Origin of the sequence: Actinoplanes sp. NPDC048988, from assembly GCF_043197815.1 — a bacterium.
In the GTDB taxonomy this organism is placed as follows: Bacteria; Actinomycetota; Actinomycetes; order Mycobacteriales; family Micromonosporaceae; genus Actinoplanes.
On record NZ_JBICTW010000004.1, the window covers coordinates 629,515 to 647,595 of the forward strand.

Here is an 18,081-nt window from a genome sequence, read left to right on the forward strand (position 1 = left end):
ACGCGGGCTCAAACCCGTCGGCATACTAAGCACGTGTTAACTACCCGAAAGCGGCTTTTGTCGTGAAGGTCGCCATGCTGGGGCCGATCGCCTGGCGTACGCCGCCGCTGCACTACGGGCCCTGGGAGCTGATCACCAGCCTGATCACCGAGGGGCTGGTGGCCCGCGGCGTCGACGTGACCCTGTTCGCCAGCCTCGACTCGATCACCAAGGCCTCCCTCGACGGCGTCGCGCCGAGCGGTTACGAGGAGAACGCGGAGCTCGACGGGCGCGTCTGGGAGGCCCTGCACGTGGGGCACGCGCTGGCCCGCTCGGGCGAGTTCGATCTGGTGCACAACCACCTGGACTGGCTGCCGCTGGCCTTCTCGCAGCACTGCGCGGCCCCGATGGTCACCACGATCCACGGCTTCTCCGGAGCGAACATCCTGCCGGCGTACCGGCGGGCGCGGTCGCACTTCGTCGCGATCTCGGACAGCGACCGCTCCCCCGACCTCGACTACGTGGCCACCGTGCACCACGGCATCGACCTGGACGGGCTGCCGGAACACACGCCGGGCGGCGAGGACCTGATCCTGTTCGGGCGCATCCACCCGGACAAGGGCACCGATCTGGCCCTCGACATCGCCGAGCGGGCGGGCCGGCGGCTGATCATGTGCGGGATCGTGCAGGATCGGCGCTATTTCGAAGAGAAGGTGGAGCCGCGTATCGACGGCGACCGAGTGGTCTATCGGGGCTCGGTCGGCCCGGACGAGCGGGGCGCCATCCTCGGTTCCGGGCTGGCGCTTCTTCATCCGATTCGGTTCGCCGAGCCGTTCGGTCTCTCGGTGGTGGAGTCGATGGCATGCGGGACGCCCGTCATCGCGTACCGGAAAGGGTCCATGCCCGAGGTCGTCGACGAAGGGGTGACCGGACATCTGGTCGAGAACGTGGACGAAGCGGTCGCCAGAGTGGGCAAAATCGGTGGGCTGGACCGCGCCGCGTGCGCGAAACGGGCGCGGCAGCGCTTCTCGGCCGACCGGATGGTCGAGGACTATCTGACCATTTACCGCAAGATCGTCGGCTGAATGTTAACGTCGAAATGTGAATTTGGCGTTAATCGGGTGTATTTCCTGAAAGGCCTGCCATGCCCGCGAAGTTCGGCTTTTTGAGCACCTACCCGCCAACCCAATGCGGTTTGGCGACCTTCAATGCCGCCTTGGCCACTCATCTGAACACCGGTGGCACCTCCGGCGTCGTCCGGCTGCTCGCCGGCGACAGCGTGAGCGGCGGCATCGAACTCGACCGTGCCGCGCCGCGCGTCGTGCACACCTGGCACACCGGCACCCCGGGCGGCTGGCAGGCCGCCGCCAACGCGCTCAACCGCTTCGACGTGGCGATCATCCAGCACGAGTACGGGATCTATCCCGGCGACGCCGGAGATGAGGTGCTGCCGCTTCTGCGCGCCCTGCGGATCCCGTCGATCGTCGTGCTGCACACGGTGCTCAGCAACCCCGACCCGCTTCAGCGCCGGGTCCTCGAAAGGATCGGCGCCGCGGCCGACGCGCTGGTCACCATGACCGACACCGCGCGGCAGCGGCTGAGCGGCGGGTACGACGTGGACCCGCGCAAGATCTCAGTGATCCCGCACGGCGCCGGCAGCCGGGCCGGCGCCCCGCGCGAGGACCACGACCGGCCGCACCTGCTCACCTGGGGCCTGCTCGGCCCGGGCAAGGGCATCGAGTGGGCCATCCGCGCCCTGGCCCGGCTGGGCGACCTCGAGCCGAAACCGGTCTACACGGTGGCCGGGCGCACCCATCCCAAGGTGCTGGAGCAGTTCGGCGACGTCTACCGCGACTCGCTCAAGGAACTCGCCGCCTCGCTCGGGGTGGCCGACCAGATCGTCTGGGCCGACGCCTACCTGGAGGAGGCCGACCTGACCCGGCTGATCCGCTCGGCCGACGTCGTGCTCCTGCCGTACGACTCGACCGAGCAGGTCACCTCGGGCGTGCTCATCGAGGCGGTCGGGGCCGAGATCCCGGTCGTGGCGACCGAGTTCCCGCACGCGGTGGAGCTGCTGGCCGACGGGCCCGGGCTGCTCGTACCCCACCAGGACCCGGAGGCGATGGCGGTGGCGATCCGCCGCGCGCTGGCCGAACCGCGCATGCCGGGCCGGCTCACCGGCCTGGCCGGCGGGCCGACCCTGCGCTGGCCCGCGGTCGCGGCCCGATACCAGGCCCTGGCCGGCCGCCTGCTGCCCGCGCTCGCCGCGCCGGTTCCGGCATGACGATCGGGCTTCGGCTGGTACCGCCGCCGATCCAGCTCGCCGACGCGCCCCCGCCCGACTGGAATCACGTCGCCCGGCTCTCCGACGACACCGGCCTGCTCGAGCACGCCCGGCACGCGATCGTCCGGCGCGAGCACGGCTACTGCGTGGACGACGTCTCCCGCGGGCTCCTGCTGATCAGCCGGGAACCCCGCCCGACCGGGCAGCTGGTCGGCCTGGCCGAGCGCTACCTGGCGTTCCTCACGCACGCGCAGGGCCCGGACGGCGCGTTTCGCAACCGCATGGCGTACGACCGCCGCTGGACCGACGAGCCGTCGACCGGCGACTGGTGGGGCCGCGCGATGTGGGGCCTGGGCACCGCCGCCGCCCGCTCGAGCGTGCCGTGGATCCGCCGGGAGGCCATGACCGCGTTCCGGCTGGGCCTGCGGCAGCGCTCGCCCTGGTCGCGGGCCATGGCGTACGCGGCCCTGGGCGCGGCCGAGGTGCTGCGCGCCGACCCGCGCGACACCGAGGCGGCCCAGCTGCTGGCCGACGCGGCCACGGTCATCGGGCTGCCGGCGGCCGCCGCTCCCGACTGGTTCTGGCCCGAACCGGAGCTGACCTACGCCAACCCGGCCCTGGCCGAGGTGCTGATCGCGGCCGGCGATCTGCTCGGCGACGAGCCGCTGCTGCGGGCCGGCCTGAAGATGCTGGCCTGGCTGTGCCGGCAGCAGGACAACGACGGGCACCTGTCCACGGTGCCGGTCGGCGGGTGGCGGCCCGGCGTACCCAAGCACCGCTTCGACCAGCAGCCGATCGAGGCGGCGGCCACGGCCGACGCCTGCGCCACTGCGGCGGCGGTGACCGGCGACGACCGCTGGGATGAGCAGCTCTTCCGGGCGATTGCCTGGTTCCTCGGGGACAACGACTCACAAACCGTCATGTACGACCCCCTAACCGGCGGATGTTATGACGGATTGACGGTAGAAGGTCCTAATGTGAACCAAGGAGCCGAATCAACCCTCGCGCTCGTCTCCACGCTGCAGCACGCCCGCAATCTGGTGAGCAGGAGCGCGACCCGACCGTCAGGCGGCCTAGCATGACCGCAGTCATGAACCCTCAGAGCGTGATCACCCGCCACGACATCGTGATGGAGCCGGACGGCCGGCGCGTCGTGATCAAGCTGTTCGTGCCCGGCGAGGACGCCCAGGGCGTGAAGAACCGCACCCAGAGCCTCATCGAGCGCATCCTGCAACTCGACGAGACCGAGATCGCCCGGCTGCTCGACGACGTGCTGACCCGCTTCGCCGGCCGGCACCACGACCTGCTCGGCGTCTTCGGTCACCACTACGAGCTCGTCCAGCACCGGGTGCCCAACGGGCTCGACCTCTCCCCCACCGCCCGGACGCTGATCGGCGCGTACTTCAGCCACGAGTTCGCGGTCGAGGCGGCGGCGCTGTGCAACCCGTCGATGGTGCCGCACCCCGACCAGACCGGTATCGACCCGGGCGAGCTGCGGGTCGCGATCAGCCTGCGGCAGATCGGCGAGGGGCACATCTCGTCGATCGGCTTCTGCTCGGCCGTGCTCGGCCCCGGCGACCGCATCCGGATGGAGGACCGCGACGGTCCCCTGATGATCGGCCACCGGGTCGGCGCCCAGCACTGGCGCAACCAGCTCGAGGCCGCGCTGATCGACGCCGGCATCGACCACGAGGCCGCCGCGTACGTGGTCTGCGCCCTGCCCGAGCGCTACACCGACCAGGACTTCGAGGACGTCATCGGCCACGTGCCGGGCGAGCTGCTGGCCCGGCCCACGTCGCAGGAGACGATCGACCGGATCCGGCACATCGTCACCGACGAGTACGCGGTGCAGTTCCCGCCGGCCGTGCCGCTGCACCAGCGGGTGCTGTGGCCGGCCACCCCGGCCGAGAGCAACGGCATGGAGGACGCCCGCTTCGTCCGCGTCCTCGACCCGGACGGCCGGCACGTCTACCAGGGCACGTACACCGCGTACGACGGACGGCAGATCTCGGGCCGGGTGATCTTCTCGCGCGACCTGCGGCACTTCGAGGTGACCCGGCTGCACGGCCCGGCCGCCCGCAACAAGGGCATGGCCCTGTTCCCGCGCTACATCGGCGGGCGCAAGATGGCGCTGTGCCGCTCCGACGGCGAGACGCTGGGCCTGGCCGTCCGCGACGACCAGCACCGCTGGCAGGCGGCCGAGCCGCTGCTGGTGCCGCACCGGGGCTGGGACCTGATCCAGGTCGGCAACTGCGGCTCACCGATCGAGACGAGCGAGGGCTGGCTGGTGCTGACCCACGGCGTCGGCCCGATGCGCCGCTACGCGATCGGCGCCATGCTGCTCGACCTGGAGAACCCGGCGCGGGTCATCGCCGACCTGCCCGAGGGCCTGATCGACCCGGACGAGATCGAGCGCGAGGGCTACGTGCCCAACGTCGTCTACTCGTGCGGCGGCCTGGTCCACGACGGCAACTTCTGGCTTCCGTACGGCGCGAGCGACGTCCGCATCGGCTTCGCCAGCGTTCCTCTGGAGCAGCTGCTGTCGCGGATGGTTCCCACCGGCTACTGATCCGCGGCGTCGTGCACGACCAGCGCGATCTGCACGCGGTTCGTGCAGGACAACTTCGTGAAGATGCGTGAGACGTACGCCTTGACGGTGGCCGTGCTCATCAGGAGCTCGGAGGCGATCTCCTGGTTGGTGCGGCCCTCGGCGACCAGCCGGGCGACGTCGCTCTCGCCGGCGCTCAGCCGCGCGAGGGCGGCCCGGGCCCGCTGCCGCCGCGGGTCGGCCGGCGCGCCCGCGACCAGCCCGATCATCGTCCGCAGGACCTCGGGCGACATCATCGGCTCGCCCGCGGCCACCCGGCGTACGGCCTCGGCGATCTGCTGGGGTGGGGTGTGTTTGAGCAGGAAACCCCCGGCGCCGGCGCGCAGGGCCCGGAGCACGTGGTCGTCGGTGTCGAAGGTGGTCAGCACGATCACCTCGGGGGCGTCGCGGCGCTGCCGCAGCGACTCGGTGGCGGTCAGGCCGTCCAGGCCCGGCATCCGGATGTCCATCAGCACGACGTCCGGCTGGTGCGTGTTCACCGAGGACGCCACCTCGGTGCCGTCCACGGCCTCACCCACCACCTCGATGTCGTCGAAGGCGGCCAGCATCATCCTCAGCCCGGCCCGGACGAGGGCGTCGTCGTCGACCAGCAGTACCCGGATCACGCCGGACACGGTAACCAGGCCTTGAGGTGGAACTCGCCACCCGGGGTCGGCCCGTGCTCCAGCCGGCCGCCGACCAGCTGCACCCGCTCGCGCAGCCCGGTCAGCCCGGCCCCGGCGCCCGGTATCAGGCTCCCGCTCGCGGCCAGCGGATTGCCCACCTCGACGATGAGGCCGGGCTCGGCCGTGCGGCTGATCGTAACCTCGATGGGCGCGCCCGGCGCGTGCTTGCGGGCGTTCGTCAGCGCCTCCTGCACGATCCGGTAGGCGCTGCGCCCCACCTGCTCGGGCACCCCGTCGGCGCCGTCGAACCGCAGGTCGACCTCGGCCCCGGCCTCGCGGGACTGCTCGACCAGCGCCGGCACGTCGCCCAGGGTCGGCTGCGGCCGGTCCTCGCCCGGCGTCCGCAGCATGCCGATCACGGTGCGCAGGTCCTCCAGAGCGTCGTGGGCCGACTGGCGGATCGTGCCCGCGGCCCGCTGCTCCTCGGGTGACGCGTCCCGCCGTACCTCCAAAGCCCCGGCGTGGACCGCGAGCAGCGAGATGCGATGGGCCAGGACGTCGTGCATCTCGCGGGCGATGCGCTCCCGCTCGGCCGAGCGGGCCTGCTCGACGCGGAGCCGCTGGCCCTCCTCGGCCTGCCGGGCCCGCTCGGCCCACGAGGCGACCAGCTGCCGGTGCGACCGGATGAGCATGCCGATCGCGACCAGGCTGACGTTGAGCAGCACGATGAAGGTGACGCTCTCGTAGAAGACTCGGGTGAGGCCGAGCGCCAGCCCGTAGACGACGGCGACCGACACGGCGTGCAGCGCGGCCAAGGCGACCGCGACCTGCCCGCGACGGTGCAGGGCGACGCTGAACAGCGCGATCGGCAGGGCGCCCATCGGCGCGGCGAAGTAGATCGCGAGCGGGATCAGCCCGAGCGTCAGGGCGACCGGGCGGCCCCGGCGGAACAGGACCAGGCCGCTCACCGCGAGCACGCCGGTCACGGCCTCGAGCTGGACCGGGGCGCCGTCGCCCTCGCCGACCGAGTTGACCGCGAAGAAGACGCCGAGCGCGACCGCGACGGCGGCCAGAGTCAGCTCCACGAGCGGGCGGCGCATCACCGCACCGACGCTACCGGCGGCGCGCGAACGGGGGCAGTCGACTTTGGTCTACGTCGCGTCGCCCTCGGTCGGTATCCCGGGGTTCACCTGACACGCAGACTGACGGCGTGACGACGACTGTGCCCACCCCGTGGTGGCTCCGCACCCTGGTGTGGACCGTGGTTCCCGCGCTCGGCTTCGGCCTGGCCGAGCTGGTCGTCCTGCTGGGCGGCGTCGAGTGGCTGCCGGGGCCGTTCGGACTGATCGAGGAGCTGCCCGAGGTGGTGACGACATACGTCACGCCGGCCCTGGGCGTGGTCCTCGGTCTGGTGCTGGCCGCGCTGGTCGACGCCGAGTCGCTGAAGGTGCGGGTGTCGGCGGCCGAGGTGACACTGACCCGGCCCGGCCACCGGCGGGTCGTGCCGCGGGCCGACATCGCGGTGGTCTTCCCCGACCGCGACAAGCTGGTCCTGCTCGGGCGCACCGGCTCCGAGCTGGCGCGGGAGCCTTTTCTCTGGTCGAAGGACCGGCTGCGGGCCGCCTTCACCGAGCACGGCGTGCCGTGGGCCGACGAGGACCCGTACCTCACTGCCTATCGCCGTTGGGTCCCCGGCCTGCCCGGCCTGCCGCCCGCGGCCGACGCGATCCTGGCCGAGCGGCAGAAGGCCCTGAAGTCGGGCGACGACGACGAGCTGCGCGATCTTCGCGAGGAGCTGGGCCGGCTCGGCATCGTGGTGCGCGACGTCAAGAAGAAACAGTTCTGGCGCCAAGCCTCCTAGACGGCTCCGGTCACCACCCAGATCGTCAGCACGGCCAGGAAATCACCGCGGGCGCCGGCCGCCTCGACATGCGAGAACCACTTCTGCCGTACGCCCGGAGGCGTCGTCCAGGCATCCTCGGGCACACCGGGATTGAGCATCGGCAGCACCACAGCGGCCGACGCCGGATCGGGGAACAGGCAGGTCACCGGGGTGGCGGTCACGTCGCGCAGGCCCTTGCCGACCAGGCGGCGGCGCAGCGTACGGCCCATGTCGGCCCGCCGGGGCGTGAGCCTCCCGTGCATGTCGTCGACGACCGTGCGGGCCAGCGCGGGCGGCACCCCGTCGAAGGCCAGCGAGGTCCAGTCGGTGTCGATCAGGCAGACGCGGCCGCCGGGCCGGGTGACCCGGATCAGCTCGGCGATGACCACGTCGGCGTCGTCGACGTGTTGCAGCACCCGCTCGCACCAGACGCCGTCGACGCTGCCGGCCGGCAGGTCGATCGAGGCGAGGTCACCCACGGCGTACCGCACGGCGCTGCCGTCGTGGCGCTCGACGGCGGCGGCGATGGTCGCGGCCGACACGTCCAGGGCGACAACCTCGCCGCCGGTCTCACCGGCCAGCCGGCGCGCCACGTCGCCGGCCCCGCACCCGGCGTCGAGCAGCCGCCAGCCCGCCTCGGGGCGCAGAGCCTCCCGGGCCGTACGACGGACCCGCCGGATCTCCGGGTGGCGGCCCATCGCCTCGAGCGCGGCCAGCAGCATCGCGGTCAGCTCGCGAGGCTGGCCGTCGAGGTCGGCCCAGGGGGTGCGCTCCATCTGCTTCATGCGGCAAATGTTGACGCATGAAACGCTTCGCCATCGAGCCCCGGTCACTCATCCGACAGGACAGATCACGCACTGCACTCAAGCCGTCGCAGCGACCTAACCGCGCCGGCGTCGCTCCAGCAGAGAAGCTATTTCCAGCTCGAACGGGAACGGCTCCTCACAGACGAGCGCCTGACCGGGGCCGGCGACCATGGCCGGCACGTAATGCGCGCCGGCCAGCCGCTCGAGCCGCAGCTCGACCGAGTCGTCCGGCTGCTCCACCCGGAGATACCAACCGATTCCCGCCGCGGCGTACAGCTGCGGCTTGAGCAACCGATCGGTCCCCGCGTTGCCCGGAGACACCACTTCGACGACGAGCCTGGCCTCGGCCGCCTCGACCGTTCCTCCGGCATCGTCGGTATCGGCCACGACGATGTCGGGTTGAAGGATGCGCCCGCTGACGAGGCGCAGATTGACGTCCTGCCAAACGAGGAGGCCAACGCGCTCGGCCGCGGCGTAGAGGCCCATCGCGAGCAGGAGCGCAATGTGCTGACGGCGCTTGCTAGGCGCGGGGCTCACCCACAGGCTCCCATCGATCAGCTCGATCCGGTTCGTGGTCTCACCGAGCGCGAAGTACTCGTCCTCACTCCACGGATCGGGGTGTTCCAGCATGGCCACGCTCATCGGATCGCCTCACCTCTCGGCGGATGCTCTCGTAAGCGTGCCATGTCAAGCCCCGCCGATGCGACGACTACCACCAAGTCCTTGTCGCAGGACACGATGTCATACGACTAGTAAGAGGTCAAGGCAGGGCCGAACGGACCGCGGACAGAGGGCGGAGGGCGGTGTGGCAGGCTTTCGGGTATGAGTGACGCGGTGCGGTTCGGGCTTGTCGGGTATGGCTCGGGAGGGCGGATCTTTCACGCTCCGCTGATCGCCTCCGCGGGGAACATCGAATTCCTCGGCGTGGTCACCACCAACGAGGAGCGGCGGGCCGAGCTGGGCAAGCAGCATCCCGAGGCGGCGGCGTTCGACTCGATCGCCGACATCGCGGCGGCGGGCGCCGAAGGGGTCACCATCTCGACGCCGGTCGGCACGCACGCGGCGCTCGCGCTCGAGGCGATCTCGCACGGGCTGAACGTGGTGGTCGACAAGCCGTTCGCGCTGGACGCCGGGGCCGCGCGGGAGGTCGTCGACGCGGCGGCCGAGAAGGGTGTGAAACTCAGCGTCTACCAGAACCGGCGCTGGGACTCCGATCTGCTGACGCTGCGCCGGCTCATCGCCGACGGGCAGCTCGGGCAGATCCGGCGGTTCGAGTCGCGCTTCGAGCGCTGGCAGCCGCAGCGCCAGGTCGGCGCGGCCGGCGGCGGCACCCTCATGGACTTCGGCTCCCACCTCGTCGATCAGGCGCTGCTGCTGCATGGCCCGGCGGTTCGGGTGTACGCCGAGATGCGCGGCAGCGGGGAGCTCGACGACGACATGTTCGTGGCACTGCACCACGTGAACGGCGTCGAGTCGCATCTGTGGGGCAGCTGGCGTCAGCCCGCGCCGGGCCCGCGTTTCCGGGTCGTCGGCACCACTGGCGCCTTCATCACCGGCTTCGACGGCCGCATCGACATCCAGGAGGATCTGCTCAAGGCCGGCAAGTCCCCGGCCGAGCTGGGCGACGAGTGGGGCGTCGAGCCGCTGGACGGCAAGGTCTTCCGCGGCGACGAGGGCACGGCGGTGCCGACCGAGCGCGGCCGCTGGGACACGTACTACCCGGCCTTCGCCGCGGCGATCCGGGGTGTGGGTCAGGTTCCGGTCGACCCCGAGGACGCCGTACGGACGATGACCGTCCTCGACGCGGCCCGGCGCAGCGCCCGTAGCGGCGAGGCCGTACGCCTCTAGGTTCTGATGCCGCTCAGCGCGAAACCGAACACCCGGTCGCGCTGGGCGTCGTCGACGAAGGCGCCGCCGGTCAGGCCGGAGATCATGCGCAGGACGTCGTCGAAGCTGGCGTCCGGGCGGACCTCACCGGCCTCCTGGGCTCGGGTGAACAGCGGTTCCCCGGCCGCGTACATGGTGGCGCGGCAGGAGCGGAACATCTCCGATTCGCGGTTGAGCGCCTCGATGACGGCGCGCTTCGTCACGGCGTACCGGACGAATTGCTCCATCCAGGCGCTCAGCGCCTGCCAGGGCGGCAGCGCCGCCACCTTCTCCGCGACCTGGCGCAGCTGGTCGATCTCCTCGACGTAGACCGCCTCGAACAGGTCCTGCCGCGTCGGGAAGTTCCGGTAGAGCGTGCCGATGCCCACTCCGGCCCGGCGGGCGATGTCCTCCAGCGACGCGTCGGTGCCGTTCTCGGCGAACGCGTCGCGCGCGGCGGCGAGCAGCGCGTCGAAGTTGCGCCGCGCGTCCGCACGCTGCGGCCGGCGCACCGCCACAGGCACGTCAGTCATGGAGACCCTCCTCACACCCTCCGGTCATTGCTAACCGGAGGCCTGCCTCCGCTAATCTGGAGGCATGCCTCGACTTTATCAGAGCAAACCGCGAACGACCTTCGCGGTGCTGGCCGCCGCGGCGGCGGCCTTCTCGCTCATGCAGTCGCTGGTGACGCCGGTTCTGCCGACGATCCAGCAGGACCTGCACACGTCCGCCGGCACGGTCACCTGGGTGCTCACCGCCTGGCTGCTGTCCGCCTCGGTGGCCACCCCGCTCATGGGCCGCGTCGCCGACATGCTCGGCAAGGACCGCACGCTGCTGGTCGCGCTGGCCGCGATCGCCGTCGGCTGCCTGGTCGCCGCGATCGCCCCGAACATCACGGTCCTGATCGTGGCCCGCGTCCTGCAGGGCCTCGGCGGTGCCGTCTTCCCGGTCTCGTTCGGCATCATCCGCGACGAGTTCCCGGCCGAGCGCGTCTCCTCGGCCGTCGGCGTCCTCGCGGCCGTCATCGCCACCGGCAGCGGCCTCGGCATCGTCCTGGCCGGCCCGATCGTCGGCGCGCTGGACTGGCGCTGGCTGTTCTGGATCCCGATGGCCGTCGTGACAGTGGTCGGCGTCGCCGCCTGGCGCCTTGTGCCGCCGTCACCGGTACGCACCCCCGGCAAGGTCAACTGGCTCGGCGCCGCCCTGCTCTCGGCCTGGCTGGTCGCCCTGCTGCTGCCGCTGAGCAAGGCCACCAGCTGGGGCTGGACCTCCGGCACGACGCTGGGCCTGCTCGCCGCCGCGGTCGTGCTGTTCGCGGCGTGGCTGCTGGCCGAGGTCCGCTCGGCCAATCCGCTGATCGACATGCGGATGATGCGCCTGCCCGCGGTCTGGACCACCAACCTGGTCGCTCTGCTGTTCGGCGCCGCCATGTTCGGCGTCTTCGCCTTCCTGCCCCAGCTCGTGCAGGTGCCGAAGGCGTCCGGCTACGGCTTCGGCGCCTCGGTCACCGAGGCCGGCCTGATCATGCTGCCGATGCTGGTCATGATGGCCGTCTTCGGCTCGCTCAGCGGCCCGCTGACCCGCTGGCTCAGCGGCAAGGTCCAGCTGCTGATCGGCTCGGCCCTGGGCGCCCTGGCCGCCCTGTCCTTCGCCCTCGAGCACGGCGACCGCTGGTCCCTGTCGATCGCCGGCGCGGTCTTCGGCGTCGCCCTCGGCCTGGTCTACTCCTCGATGATCAACCTGATCGTCCAGGCCGTCCCCCGCCACCAGACCGGCGCCGCCAGCGGCATGAACACCAACATCCGCACCATCGGCGCCTCCATCGGCACGGCGGTCGTCAGCTCCATCGTCACCAGCCACCCCGGCCCGGCCGGCCTGCCCGCCGAGTCCGGCTACACGACGTCCTTCCTGATCCTGGCCGTCGTCGCCGCGGCCGCCTTCCTGGTCGCCCTGCTGGTACCGACGGCCCGTCCGGCCGCCACCGAACAGAAGCGGGAGCCGGAGGTGCTGCCCGAGCTGTCCCCGGTCGAGGTCTGACCGCCCCCACGCCGGAGGGCGCCCGCGCTGATGTGCCGCGGTGCGCCCTCTCGCCGTAGCCGAGGCCGAGGTCCCGCCGTCGCGGCGCGTGACCTTCATCCGCGAGGTCGGCTGGCTGGCGCGGCGGCGTTCTGCGGCTGTGGCAGCTTCCGGCCCGGGTCACCGGCGGGGTCGACGGGCAGCTCGATCTCTGGTGAGGTAGGCGGATGGATCTCCACGGATGGATCGCCGAGGCGGCCGAGCGGCACGCCGTTCCCGGCGTGGCGGTGGCCGTCGGTCACCGGGGTGAGCTGTTCGAGGCGGCCACCGGCGTGGTCAATGTGGACACCGGCGTGGCCACCACGCCGGACACCGTCTTTCAGATCGGGTCCGTCACCAAGGTGTGGACCGCTGTTCTGGTGATGCAGCTGGTCGAGGACGGGCTCGTCGATCTCGACCAGCCGGTGCGGCGCTACCTTCCGGAGTTCGCCGTGGTCGACCCCGCGGCCACCGCGACCGTCACCGTGCGGCAGCTGCTTCTGCACACCGGCGGCTTCGAGGGCGATCTCTTCGAGGACACCGGTCGCGGTGACGACGCGCTCGGCCGCTACCTGGCCCATCTCGGCGAGAACGCGGAACAGATCGCCTCGCCGGGCGCGCTGTACTCGTACTGCAACTCCGGTTTCAGCGTGCTCGGGGCGATGGTCGCCCGGTTACGCGGCGGAACCTGGGAATCCGTGCTGCGTGACCGCCTTCTCGAGCCCCGGGGCCTGCGTCACGTGGCGCTCTTCCCCGAGGAGGCGATCCTCTTCCGTGCCGCGGCCGGTCACATCGGGGGCGCGGTGACCCCACGCTGGCAACTGCCCCGGTCGATCGGGCCGGCCGGCGCCTCGCCCTGCGCCGCGCCCCGGGAGCTGGTCCGGTTCGGGCGGATGTTCCTCGACGGCGGGCCGGCGGCGATGACCACCGCGCAGCTCGACCTGCCCGGCGTCCCCGAGCGGGGCGCCCGGCATCGAGGGCTCGGCCCCGTCCTGTACGACTGGGACGGCACGACGGCGATCGGCCACGACGGCGACACCATGGGCCAGGCCACCCAGTGGCGGGTCGTCCCCGACCACGAACTGGTCGTCGCGATCTGCGCCAACAGCGCCTCCTACCGCGGCCTCTTCGACGAGGTGCTCGACCGGATCGTCCATGAGCTCACCGGCCTGCGGATCCCGGCCCGGCCGGTGCCCCCGGCCACGCCGCCGCGGCCCGGTCCGGAGCGGTTCGCCGGCCGCTACCGCTTCCCGCTCGCCACGTACGACGTGGTGGCCACCGATGACGGCTTCGACGTGACGTCCACCCCTCGCGGGCTGTCCGCGGAGCTCGGTGAGGGCAAGACCACCGAGAGGTACGTCGGTCTCGATGGGGACACCTTCATCACCGCCGAGCCGGTGGACGGCGATCACTCGACGCTCACATTTCTCGACGGCGGCCGTTACCTCTACGGCGGCCGGGTGGCCGTCCGGGAGCCGGGGTCAGGAGTTGCTGTGGGCGAGCAGGCTCTCGACCACGGCGTCGATGCCGGCCAGTAGGGAGAGGTGGCCCTCGGCGGGCAGGAGGTGAGCCTCGGCGCCGGGAACGTGGGTGGCCAGCCACTGGCCGTGTGCCGGTGGGACCATGCGGTCCTCGGCGCCCTGCCAGACGGCGACCGGGACCTTGACGTCCTCGACCTTGAAGCCCCAGTCGGCCAGGAAGGCCAGGTCGTCCTCGCGCCAGCCGGCGACGCCGGCCGAGACCGCGTAGCGCGACGACTCGGCCAGGTAGTCGGCGAACTCGCCGGTCAGCGCTTGTTTGTCGACGCCGGACAGCAGGTCGCCGAACGCCTCGGCCACGTCGGCGCCGGTCACCCGGGCCAGGCCTTCGGCCATCCGGGTCAAAAGCTGATCCAATTGCGGTACGCCCTGAGCGGCCGCCCCGAACTCGGCGATGTTCTCCTCACCCATGCCGGCCAGCCAGTCGAGCCCCGGCGCCCGGTAGGGCGCCACGCCGGCGATCAGGGCCGCGCCCAGGCACCGGCCCGGCAGCCGGGCCGCGCAGGCCAGCGCGTGGGGACCGCCCCCGGACCAGCCGATGGTGACGAAGTGGGCCGCCTCGAGCCCGTCGAGCAGCGCGGCCACGTCGGCCGCGACGTCGGCCACCCGGCGGCCCGGGTGCGGCGTCGACCCGGCGTACCCGGCCCGGCTCGGCATGATGATCCGCAGGCCGTGCCGGACCGCCGAGGCGAAGACCGGCTCGTAGCGCACCGCCCCCGACGGCGTGCCGTGGTGGAAGACCAGCGGCAGCCCGCCGGTCGGCCCCTCGACGAGGTATTCCATCGTGCGCCCGTCCGGCAGGTCGATTCGCTCCACAACCCGAACATACGCATCAAACCGCCGGAATGGGGCCCGCGGGGGACGGATCGCGGGCCCCACAGGGAGAGGGTCAGTTCCGGATGATGGTGAAGGTGCTGGTGGGGTTCTCGATGTCCCGGTAGTTGTTGCTCAACTGGAGGTTGGTGAAGGTGGCCGAGCCGACCGCCGGGCCCTGGCCGGCCTCGGGCATCGGGTTGGCCCAGATGCCGTACCCGGACTTGGCGTCGTAGGCGTCACCGCTGCGCTGGGCGCCGCTGATGGTGACGTTGGTGAAGACGGTGTCCTGCACGATGTTCTGCGGCTGGCCGCCCACGTAGTTGGTCTGGAACATGATTCCCGAGTACGTGGGGTCGACGATGTCGACGTTCGAGACCCGGATGCCCTGGAAGACCTTCGACGCGCTGAACACCCAGATGGCCGGGAAGACCTGCGCGCCCCAGAAGTGGCCGCCGGCCCGGACGATCGAGATGTTGTCGAAGACCGTCGGCGGGTTGGCCCCGAACCCGTTCATCGGGTAGCCGAAGTCGAGCGAGCTGATCGTGATGCCCGAGTAGACCAGGGTGTCGGCGATGTAGATGTTCTTGAACGTGTTGGCGTAGCCGCCGTAGACCGCGATGCCGGCCGCGCGCCACGTCAGGATCGACGTGAGGTTCGAGTACACGTTGTTGATCTCGTCGGCGCCGCCGGCGTCGATCGCCGAGAACAGCGCGAAGCTGTCGTCGCCGGTGGCCCGGGCCTCGTTGTTGTCGACCAGGTTGCCGGTGCTGCCGTTGGTCATGTTGACGCCGTCGGCGAACGTGTTCCGGATCCGGGAGTTCTTGATGACCATGTTGTCGGTGTTGGCGCCCCAGTAGAGGCACACCACGTGCTCGGTCCAGATGTTGTCGATGGTGATGTTGGCCGTGTTGGCGAAGTCGAAGACCTTGCCCGGCCCGTCGATCCGGATCGTGTAGTTGCCGAAGAACGCGAAGTCGGCGAACGTCGACCCGTTGGCCGTGCTGTCGGCCCGGAAGCCGGCGTCGGTCTCGGACTGCGTGGACGGCGTGGAGAAGCGGGTGTACCAGGGTCCGGCCCCGACCACGCGGACCGACTTGCCGTACACCTGGAACTTGTTGGAGGTCTGGTAGTCACCGGCCGGCAGGTAGACGCCGAGCTTCGACGAGTCCTGGCGGGCGGTGTCCAGGGCGTTCTGCACCGACTGCTGGTCGAAGCCGGCCGGCACCACGTACCTGGCGGCGTCCGGGTTGGCCTTGGGCGCGACCTGTTCCAGGTTGATGAAGTCGATCGCGATGTTCCCGCTGTTGCCCGAGTCCTTCTGCAGCTTGATCGTGCTGCCGGCCGGGAACGAGCCGGTGAGCAGGGTGTTGGCCTCGTCGTAGATGTGCCGCGGGCCGGTGCCGGAGTTCTGCGGCGCGGTCTCGTTGCCGTAGAGCCAGGCGTACTTGGAGGTCAGCGGCAGCGTCTTGTTGAGCGTGCCGTTCACGTAGACGTTTACCGAGCTGGTGGTGCCGTCCGGGATGGAGAACCGGGCGACGATCGTGTTGGTGGCCGCGCGGGTGGTCCATTGCACGTACGACCCGGTCTGGTTGAGGGTCACGGCCTTGCGGCCCGACGCCTCACCGGCGAGGTCGCCGACGGTCCGGTTGGGGCCGACGACCGCCGCGCCGCCACCGGTCTGGCCGTCCTCGGCCTCGTAGTAGTCGTAGGGCATGTTGGCGCCGCGACCGACGAAGAACGACTTCTCGCTGGTGTTGTTGGCCTGCTTGACCGGCAGCTCGTTGCCGTCGTTGGCGATGACGGTACGGACGGTGTAGCGCCCGTTCACCGCGGTCCACGTGCCGAGGTTGATCGCCGGCGAGGACGCGCCGGCCGCGAGGGTGCCGCTCCACGATCCGGTGAGGGTCTTCACCACGGACGAGCCGTTCAGGATCGTGACGGTGACACCGTGGGCGCCGCCGGCCGAGGCCGCCGAACCCTGGTTCTTGAGGGTGACCGAGAAGGTGGTCGTCTGCCCGGCCGTCGGGTTGCCCGGCGACCAGGAGACCGCCGAGGCGACCAGGTCCGAGCTGCTGACCGGCGTGACGGTCAGCGATCCGGTGGCCGAGTTGTTGGCCTCGTTGGTCTCGAAGACGGTGTTGGCCTCGTCGACCTTGGCGACGATCTGGTACGTACCGGCGTCGCGGGCGCCGATCGACGCCGTGACGGTCGCCGACGCGCCGCCCGCGAGGGCGCCCACGGTGGCGGTGCCGACCTTGGCCGTACCCAGGTAGAAGTTGACGTTGGTGGCTCCGCTGGAGACCGTGCCCGCGTTGCGCACGGTCGCCGACAGGGTGACCGCGTCGGTCTCGACCGGGGAGGCGGGCGAGGCCGAGGTGGCCGTGACCGTGAGGTCCGGGTTCGGCGCCGCGGTGCCGATGACCTGGAGCTCGGCGACCTGGCCGCTCGGCGCGCCGGTGTTGGCGGTGAAGGAGAGACGCAGATCGGCGGTGGTCGCGCTGACCGGGATGGTCACGCTGTTGCCGGAGGCGGGATTGAAGGTGTACGAGGCCGGGCCCACGATCGTCGTGTACGACGACGAGCTCTGCTCGCGCCCGAGCACGGCGAACGTCTGCTGCCGGGTGCCCCACGAGCTGTCCGGGTTGAGCTTGACCACCACCGACGAGACGGCCGCGTTCGCGCCGAGCTTGACCGTCAGCGTGGCCGGGTAGGCGCTGCCCTCCCAGTAGGTGGCGGTGTTGTCGTCGTTGGCGTTGGTGGCCACGAACGTGTGCACGACCGAGGACGCCTCGATCGGCTTGCCCAGGGCCAGGTTGCCGCCCGGCGTGGACGTGCCGTTGCGGGTCACCGTGTTGCTGGCGGCCGACACGTTGCCCGCCGCGTCCTTGGCCCGCACCTGATACGAGACGGTCGCGCCGGCCGGCTGGGTGTCGGTGTAGGTCAGGACGTTGCCGGCGACGCTGGTGCGCAGCACGCCGTTGGCGTACACGTCGTAGCCGGTGACGCCGACGTTGTCGGACGACGCGCCCCAGGTGAGCCGGATCTGGTCGGCGGCCGGGGACGTGTAGGCGAGGTTGCCCGGCGCGGACGGCGCCTGCGTGTCGGTACCGGACACCGGCCCGTACACCTCGAGCTCGGAGATCTGACCGGCCGACCAGCCGGTGTTGCCGGTGATGGCGAGCCGGACGAAGCGGGCCGCGGCCGCGGTGAAGTCGATGGTCACGGTGTTGCCGGTGGCCGGGTTGAAGGTGTAGCCGGCACTGGCCTTCAGCGTGCTGAACGAGGAACCGTCGGTGCTGCCCTGGACGGTCAGGGTCTGGGTACGGGTCGCCCAGGCGGCCGCCGGGGGCAGCTTGAGCACGGCCTGGTTGACCTGGACGGCCGTGCCGAGGTCGACCTGGAGCCACTGCGGGAAGGCGTTGTTGTTGCTCTCCCAGTACGAGCTGGCGTTGCCGTCGCCGGCGTTGCCCGCCGGGTAGACGTCGGTGTAGCTGCTGGCGCTGAAGGTCTTGCCGGCGGCCAGGTTGGGACCGGCGGCGTTGGCGGGGGAAGGTGCGATGAGGACGGTGACGACGAGGCCGGTCGCCGCTAAGGCGGCCAGGAGCCGTTTCTTCATCTCGGGAGCGAACCTTTCATCCGTGA

15 protein-coding genes are annotated in these 18,081 nt (G+C 71.2%); 8 read left to right on the forward strand and 7 right to left on the reverse strand.

Annotated elements, in window-relative coordinates:
• Nucleotides 1-74 precede the first annotated feature (74 nt).
• Genes ACGFJ7_RS17325 through ACGFJ7_RS17340 form a run of 4 tightly spaced genes read left to right on the forward strand, consistent with a single transcriptional unit; the run spans nucleotide 75 to nucleotide 4,832 of the window.
• Nucleotides 75-1,064, forward strand: a complete 990-nt coding sequence (locus tag ACGFJ7_RS17325) for a glycosyltransferase family 4 protein (protein ID WP_392642686.1) — start codon at nucleotides 75-77, stop codon at nucleotides 1,062-1,064.
• A gap of 59 nt (nucleotides 1,065-1,123) precedes the next feature.
• Nucleotides 1,124-2,263 (forward strand): glycosyltransferase, encoded by a 1,140-nt coding sequence (locus tag ACGFJ7_RS17330; RefSeq protein ID WP_392642687.1) that lies wholly within the window; start codon nucleotides 1,124-1,126, stop codon nucleotides 2,261-2,263.
• Nucleotides 2,260-3,345 (forward strand): glycosyltransferase, encoded by a 1,086-nt coding sequence (locus ACGFJ7_RS17335; RefSeq protein WP_392642688.1) that lies wholly within the window; start codon nucleotides 2,260-2,262, stop codon nucleotides 3,343-3,345. Before ACGFJ7_RS17330 ends, ACGFJ7_RS17335 begins: the two co-directional genes overlap by 4 nt.
• 8 nt (nucleotides 3,346-3,353) lie before the next feature.
• Complete coding sequence (locus ACGFJ7_RS17340; protein WP_360240560.1) at nucleotides 3,354-4,832, forward strand: glycoside hydrolase family 130 protein; 1,479 nt, start codon at nucleotides 3,354-3,356, stop codon at nucleotides 4,830-4,832.
• Here the strand turns inward: ACGFJ7_RS17340 and ACGFJ7_RS17345 are convergent.
• Both ACGFJ7_RS17345 and ACGFJ7_RS17350 read right to left on the reverse strand, forming a co-directional pair.
• Nucleotides 4,826-5,485 (reverse strand): response regulator, encoded by a 660-nt coding sequence (locus tag ACGFJ7_RS17345; protein WP_392642689.1) that lies wholly within the window; start codon nucleotides 5,483-5,485, stop codon nucleotides 4,826-4,828. The genes ACGFJ7_RS17340 and ACGFJ7_RS17345 overlap by 7 nt on opposite strands.
• On the reverse strand, nucleotides 5,473-6,576 hold the full coding sequence (locus ACGFJ7_RS17350; RefSeq protein WP_392642740.1) for a sensor histidine kinase: 1,104 nt from the start codon (nucleotides 6,574-6,576) through the stop codon (nucleotides 5,473-5,475). Before ACGFJ7_RS17350 ends, ACGFJ7_RS17345 begins: the two co-directional genes overlap by 13 nt.
• A 110-nt stretch (nucleotides 6,577-6,686) precedes the next feature.
• Here ACGFJ7_RS17350 and ACGFJ7_RS17355 point away from each other — a divergent pair, with 110 nt between their 5' ends.
• The gene (locus ACGFJ7_RS17355; protein ID WP_360240563.1) at nucleotides 6,687-7,337 is read left to right on the forward strand and encodes a hypothetical protein; all 651 of its coding nucleotides are present in this window, start codon (nucleotides 6,687-6,689) and stop codon (nucleotides 7,335-7,337) included.
• Here ACGFJ7_RS17355 and ACGFJ7_RS17360 read toward each other — a convergent pair.
• Nucleotides 7,334-8,143: a methyltransferase domain-containing protein gene (locus tag ACGFJ7_RS17360; protein WP_392642690.1), complete on the reverse strand. Its 810-nt coding sequence runs from the start codon at nucleotides 8,141-8,143 to the stop codon at nucleotides 7,334-7,336. The genes ACGFJ7_RS17355 and ACGFJ7_RS17360 overlap by 4 nt on opposite strands.
• Before the next feature lie 96 nt (nucleotides 8,144-8,239).
• Nucleotides 8,240-8,806 carry a Uma2 family endonuclease gene (locus tag ACGFJ7_RS17365; RefSeq protein ID WP_392642691.1) on the reverse strand — a complete coding sequence of 189 codons (567 nt, stop codon included), beginning with the start codon at nucleotides 8,804-8,806 and terminating at the stop codon, nucleotides 8,240-8,242.
• A gap of 180 nt (nucleotides 8,807-8,986) precedes the next feature.
• Here ACGFJ7_RS17365 and ACGFJ7_RS17370 point away from each other — a divergent pair, with 180 nt between their 5' ends.
• Nucleotides 8,987-10,012: a Gfo/Idh/MocA family oxidoreductase gene (locus ACGFJ7_RS17370; RefSeq protein WP_392642692.1), complete on the forward strand. Its 1,026-nt coding sequence runs from the start codon at nucleotides 8,987-8,989 to the stop codon at nucleotides 10,010-10,012.
• Here ACGFJ7_RS17370 and ACGFJ7_RS17375 read toward each other — a convergent pair.
• Nucleotides 10,009-10,563 carry a TetR/AcrR family transcriptional regulator gene (locus ACGFJ7_RS17375; protein ID WP_360240575.1) on the reverse strand — a complete coding sequence of 185 codons (555 nt, stop codon included), beginning with the start codon at nucleotides 10,561-10,563 and terminating at the stop codon, nucleotides 10,009-10,011. The two genes, ACGFJ7_RS17370 and ACGFJ7_RS17375, sit on opposite strands and share 4 nt — an antisense overlap.
• Before the next feature lie 64 nt (nucleotides 10,564-10,627).
• On the opposite strand from ACGFJ7_RS17375, the gene ACGFJ7_RS17380 reads away from it, so the two are divergent.
• Nucleotides 10,628-12,067 carry an MFS transporter gene (locus tag ACGFJ7_RS17380; RefSeq protein WP_360240578.1) on the forward strand — a complete coding sequence of 480 codons (1,440 nt, stop codon included), beginning with the start codon at nucleotides 10,628-10,630 and terminating at the stop codon, nucleotides 12,065-12,067.
• 206 nt (nucleotides 12,068-12,273) lie between these two features.
• A complete protein-coding gene (locus ACGFJ7_RS17385) occupies nucleotides 12,274-13,623 on the forward strand; it encodes a serine hydrolase domain-containing protein (protein WP_392642693.1) in 1,350 nt (449 codons plus the stop codon).
• Here the strand turns inward: ACGFJ7_RS17385 and ACGFJ7_RS17390 are convergent.
• Nucleotides 13,567-14,439: an alpha/beta hydrolase gene (locus tag ACGFJ7_RS17390; RefSeq protein ID WP_360240584.1), complete on the reverse strand. Its 873-nt coding sequence runs from the start codon at nucleotides 14,437-14,439 to the stop codon at nucleotides 13,567-13,569. The genes ACGFJ7_RS17385 and ACGFJ7_RS17390 overlap by 57 nt on opposite strands.
• Nucleotides 14,440-14,512: 73 nt before the next feature.
• Nucleotides 14,513-18,055 (reverse strand): discoidin domain-containing protein, encoded by a 3,543-nt coding sequence (locus tag ACGFJ7_RS17395; protein WP_392642694.1) that lies wholly within the window; start codon nucleotides 18,053-18,055, stop codon nucleotides 14,513-14,515.
• Nucleotides 18,056-18,081: the final 26 nt, after the last annotated feature.